Origin of the sequence: Gemelliphila asaccharolytica, assembly GCF_001553005.1 — a bacterium.
Lineage (GTDB): Bacteria > Bacillota > Bacilli > Staphylococcales > Gemellaceae > Gemelliphila > Gemelliphila asaccharolytica.
This window is the reverse complement of the sequence record NZ_KQ959876.1, coordinates 1-6121: the sequence shown is the minus strand read 5'-3', so window position 1 is coordinate 6121 and position 6121 is coordinate 1. Positions and strand designations below refer to the sequence as shown.

Sequence of the window (6121 nt, the reverse complement as noted above, 5' to 3'; positions counted from 1 at the left end):
TCTTCAAATCCTAGTTTTTCATTTTTTTCTGCTTCGTTTATATATGCTGTTTGTCCTTTTTCTATTTCATATGATTTTGGTAGTAGATTTGTTACTTCTTCTGGTAAGTTTTTACCGTCTGCTGATTTAAATTTATAGCTTACTTTATATGGAAGAATTACTGTGTATTGAATTGTTTTATTATCTTTTTGATCTTTAATTAAAAAGTCTTTTCCATCTTCAATTTGTTCTGCAGTCCAAAGATAATTATAACTTTCTTTTTTACCAGTCTTAGTAGTTGCTATTCCTTTAAATACCCCATTTACATTTCCAATAACTGTTAATTGTTCCCCAGATTTAACATCGTCTTTTACCTTAATATTTTTAACTTTTAAATCTAATGTATCTGGAACACTTGTTACGTCTGTATATAAATCAGAAAATTTAGTATAGTCTTTTTTAAGTGTCATTTTTACAATGATTTTATTTCCATCAAGCTTAACATCTCCAGCTTTAACTTCAAAAAGTTTATTTTCTGTTAATGTCGCTTTTAAATCAGCTGGTATTTCTAAACCTTCAGGAATTGTAAGCTCTGCTATAAATTCACTTTTTATATCTTTTGTTGTTATAGTGTCAGAATCCCCTTTATAATTATCTTTTAAAAGTTTTATTTGGTTTTTAATACTGCTTACATCAAGTCTGCCAGTATATTCAAGGTTTTCTCCTCGTTTTACTCCATGAAGAGCATTATGTTCAGTATCATCACCTATTAAAATATCTCCACCTAAAGTAAGTTCTTGCGGAAGATTAACTGTAAGATTAATTGAGTCATTATCATCTTCACTTTGAGTGAAGTCTTTTCCGTCTGGTGTTTGTTTTCCAGTCCACTTATAATTAAATACTTTTGTTTTTAAATCTTTTGTTGTTGCGGCTCCTATAAATGTACCTGTTACTTCTCCTTTTACTGTTAAATTACCTTTAGCTGTATCTTTTACTTTAATGTTTGAAATTTCTAAATCTAATTTGTCATTTACATTTGTTACATCTGTGTATAAATCAGTAAATTTAGTATAGCCTTTTTTAAGTGTCATTTTAACAGTGATTTTATTTCCATTAGCTTCTGTGCTTTCAACTTTAAAAAGATTATTTTCAGTTAAAGTAGCTTTTAAATCTTTTGGTAATTCTAATCCTTCTGGAACTGTAAGCTCTGCTATAAATTCACTTTTAACATCTTTAGTTGTTATTTCATTTGAAGTATTATTGTTGTTTTTATCAAAATCATCTTTTAAAGATTTTATTTGATTTTTAATTGAAGAAACATCAAGTTTTCCGTCAAATGTTAAAAGGTCTTCCTTGTTTACTGGATAAACCATGTCATGTTCTGTGTTATATGCTTCTTCTACTTTTTTAACAAGCAAATCGCCACCAAGGGTTAATTGAACGGGTTTTGAAACCATTATTGTATATTGGATAGCAGAATCATTTTTTGCTTCAACATCTTTTCCTTCTTGTGATTGGTTACCAGTCCACTTAAAGTCAAATTTTTTAATTGTATCTTCTTCTTTTGCTACTGAAGAAAATTCTCCTTTAACTTCTCCTTTAATCGTGAATTTTTCGCCGTCTTTTATTTTATCAAAATCTTTTAATTTTAACCCACTAACTGTTACTGAAAGTGTATTATCTTCATCACCTGTAGATAAGACTGCTTCTTTTAATTTTTTATAATCTGTCATTCCATCTTTAAGTTTAAATGTTACAGTTATTTTTTTTCCGTTTACTTTTGTATCACTAACTTCAAAACAATCTCCAAGTCCTTTAGCTTCTACTTGTAACTTTTTAGGAGCTTCTACTTCTTTAGGTAAAGTTAAAGTAGCAGTAAAAGTTGATTTTGCTCCAGTTAGGGAAATTTTATCAAAATCTTTTTCTCCTTTTTTAAACATTCCCTCAATTGCTTTCATTTTGTCTTTTATAGAAGAAACATTTACTTCACCTGTTAAAGCAAATTCTTTATTTTCAGAAATGATTTTTATATCTTTACTTGTTTGTTTACTGTCTGACCAAATGTCAGAGTCAATTGTTTCTTGTGAAGAAATTTTATTTTCATTAGGAATATTCGGATCATCTTTCCAAGTTAAATAATAAGTTGTATCTTTAGTTATTTGTGGATTTTTACCTTTCACATCAAGAAAACCAAATAATTTATAATCATCAAATCTTATTCCACTGCCTCCAGCTTCTGCAATATCTGAAAAATAATCTGAATTTGAAATTACAAAACCTGTTTTTGTTGCATCTTTATCTGGTTTTAAATTATTATGGTCAAATGTTCCCAGTAAATCAAATAACTTATCATTGTATTTTGCAGTTTTTTTAAGTACTGCAACATCACCACCATTTTTGTCTTTTTCTATAGTAAAGACATCTTTTTGAGTTTTAAAAATTGAATTTTCACTAAAAGTTCCCCCATTTGCTGAAAAAGAAACTTTATATTCATCATCAGTATATTTTGCGTAAAGGTCTATTTGACTTTGTCCTTCAGTAAAGTCAATTTTTTCTTTTTTGTTATAAACTTTTCCACTTCCATCAGAAGCCATTGTCCAGCCTATAAATTTTTTACCTTCTACTTTAAAATCATCTTTTTCTTTTAAGATATCATCAAAAGATAAAACTTCTATATTTTTTGCATCTTTACTTACAGAAGATATATAGTCTTTACCATCTCCATTGTGATAAATAACTGTTTTTCTTTCCCATTTTGCGTAAACTTCTGTATCAGTCGTTAGTTTTTCATTCCAATCAAATGCTTTTTCTTCGCCTTTAGCTGTTTTGTAGTACCATCCTAAAAATTTAACCCCATTTTTGTCTGTTGGGTCGCCAGGATTTTCGTTTCCTACAACATCGTCAAGTTTATAACCTCTTATTGTCTTAAACTCTTTATCTTCATTAGTCTTATCAGCAAAACTTGCGTCATTATTATTTAATTTAAAAGTAGCTTTAGCTCCTGGTACAAAAACGTGTTTTTTATTATCCTTTGATGGTTTAGCTACTGGATAACTATATTCTTGACCATTTTTATTTATTGGTTTTAATTCATTTATATTACTGTCTTTAAGAGTAAAATAAGATAAATATTCATCTCCATTTTCTTTACCATTTGTTGGAGTTGTGACATTATAGTTATTATTTGGATCATATGCTACTAAATATGAGCCACCTGTTACTACATAACTACTTCCAGTATTACGATTTGCTCCACCATTATCAACAGTTTTATCTTTGTTATCTGTATTTACTACAGAATTTCCTTTAAAAGTTAAATAACAAGGTCCATCTGTTCTTCCTGTTCCATAAGAAGGTGTCCATTGCATATTTGTGGTTTCAAAAGTTGAATTTTCAAAAATTACTTCTCCTGGTTTGTAGTTAATATTAAGTCCACCATCAGTACTGTTTTTTATTATAAATTTTGAATCTTTAACGATTAATTTTTGAGAAACCGTAACTCTTGAGCCATCTGCTGTTACTGTCGAATTATTTTTTATTTCTGATGGTCCAAAGAGTCCAAATGTATTAGCATACCCTGAAACCCCTTTTGCCTTATATACATAAAATTCAGAATTATCTAAATGAAGTCCCCCTTTTAATGTTCCATCGTTTTGTTTACATGGATCAAAATAATACCAAACATCTTTAGTTGTAAGTGAAGCGTCTTTCATATAAAGCCCTGAATATTGTTCGCTTGAACCAAGTTTACCTTCAACATAAACTGTACACCCAATAAACCAAGAATCAGAAGAGTAAGAAAATCCACTGCCTGTTTGTTCTTTTGCAGAAATTTTTAACTTATCTTTAGATGTACCATTAATTTTAGCTCCGTCAGCCAAACTAAAAGCAGTTCCATTTTTATCTAATACATAATTCCCGTCATTTATCTCTGCACCTTTTTTTACATTAATAGCAGTAGTATAGCCTGACATTGTTAATGTTTTTCCATTAGCTACAGTTAAATGACTACCATCTGAAAGGTCAATACCAGTTCCAGTCCCCTTCATAGTTACATCAGAGATAAATTTTAATGTTATTTTTTTATTAACTGTTATATTTTTTTCAGAAAGGCTTATAACATTAAGCGTATCACCGTCTTTAGTCTTTTCAAGTGCTTTAGCAAAAGTTTTAACTGGCTTGTCTTTGCTACCGTCACTATTATCATCACCCTTAGCACTATCAAGATAAATTTCACTTGTCTTTACTTCAGCATTAGCATTAGAAATATAATGCAGAGGAAGTAACCCTACTATCATAATAAATGCTATAAAGAATGATAAAAATCTTTTTTTAAAATTATTTTCTCTCACTTCTCTATCCCCTTTACAAAATATTTAAATATTTTTATATATATTATTTCTTATTAATTATACAGTATTCCTAGAACTTTGTACACTATTTTATGAAAATTTTTTAATTTATAAATCTTTAAAAATCTTGATAAATATTCAATTATTCTAAAGAAATATTTTTTAAATTGATATTTTTATTTATTATATTCTAAGTATAATTTATTTGCCCTCCTTTAAGGGCAAAATTGTACACTCAAAAAAATATTAAAAATTTTAATTTTTAATGTAAGTTGATTTAAAAACAAATATAAAATATGTTATAATAGATTTGAAAATTTTATAAATATATATTTAATATATAAAAAGGAGAAAAAATGAAAAAAAAATATTTATCAACCTTTCTTATTTTAGCTCTTTTTTCTTCTCAAAGTTATTTTGGGGGAAATAATGTTTTAGCAAATAATAAAGAAAATAAAGCAGATGAAAATAATAAAAACATTTTAACAGAAAATAAAGCAGATAAAGATAAAAATTCATCTGAAGAAATCACTTGGGAAATGGACGACTTTTTCACAACAAATAATGGGAAAACTATAGGCGGAAGAGTTGACATACAAACTCCTCAAGGAACAAATAATACTCCTATGAGCGGATTTACAGCTAAAGGAAAAGAAAAACTTAAAAAAAATCATCATGTAGTTATTCCTGAAGGAATAGAAATTATAGATGAAGTCGCTTTTGTTAGAACTAAACAAACGCCAGATGATGAATATATCGAGAGCGTAACTTTTCCAAGTACTCTTAAAAAAATAGGATATGGAGCTTTTCACTCTCAAAAAATAAAAGGAACTTTAGAAATCCCAGAAGGAGTTACTGAAATTTCTCCTGGAGCTTTTATAAGTAATCAAATAGAAAAAGTAATACTTCCTTCTACTTTAGTTAATAATAATTTGTATGCTATTTCTAATAGAGCCTTTCAAGATAATAAAATTAGAGAAGTTGTTTTAAAAGGAAACTTTAAAAATGTAAAATTTCAAATAGATGGAAATGATCCAAAATATGGGTCTGCAGGGCCTTTTGATAATCAAAATTTTGGAGAAATAACTGCTTCTGTTGGAAGTGAATTTAAAATGCCTTTTGTTATAAACCAAATTGGAGAAAGTGATATTCAAAGCATGGGTGGATTTATGGTAAATAATGTGCCAACACGAATTGAAAATTGTAATTTTCTAACTAAAAAAGATGGAAAATATATAATTACAAAAGCTGGGAAATATCCTGCACAATTTTTATTTTATGATTCACATGGTATGATAAATCACCCACAATTTGGAAGAACACGCCCCTTTGCATCTATATATTTTACTTATAACATAGTGCAAAATAACACAGTAACATTTATGGATGATGACAAAGTTATTAAAAAAGTAGAAGTTGAAAATGGAAAAAATATAGATAGTGACAATATAACAGAAGAAAAAGGTCAAATGCCAAAAAATCCAGCTAAACAAGGATATACTTTTAAAGGCTGGAATACAAAAAAAGACGGAACAGGACAAGATTTTACAAAAACAACAAAAGTAACAGAAGATATTATAGTATATGCAATTTATGATGAAAATACTTATAAAGTAAACTATAATTTCAAATCAGAAGATGGCAAAAACTTACCAGTGGAAGTAACAAACTTACTACCAAAAGATGAAAAAACATATAAAAAAGGAGAAAAAGTAACTCCAGAAGAACCAAAACAAAAAGAAATATCAGTAGACGGAGGAAAATGGACATTCCTAGGATATGATAAAAAA

General features: G+C 28.1%; 2 protein-coding genes. One reads left to right on the top strand and one right to left on the bottom strand.

The features are described from left to right. The coding region (locus HMPREF1871_RS03510) for a hypothetical protein (protein ID WP_198145758.1) at window positions 1-4331 on the bottom strand (4331 nt) is incomplete at its 3' end. Between the two features lie 356 nt (window positions 4332-4687). Between HMPREF1871_RS03510 and HMPREF1871_RS03505 the strand changes: the two genes are divergently transcribed. Further along, window positions 4688-6121, top strand: a 1434-nt coding sequence (locus HMPREF1871_RS03505; RefSeq protein ID WP_066130130.1) for a leucine-rich repeat protein, incomplete at its 3' end; no start/stop codon positions are given.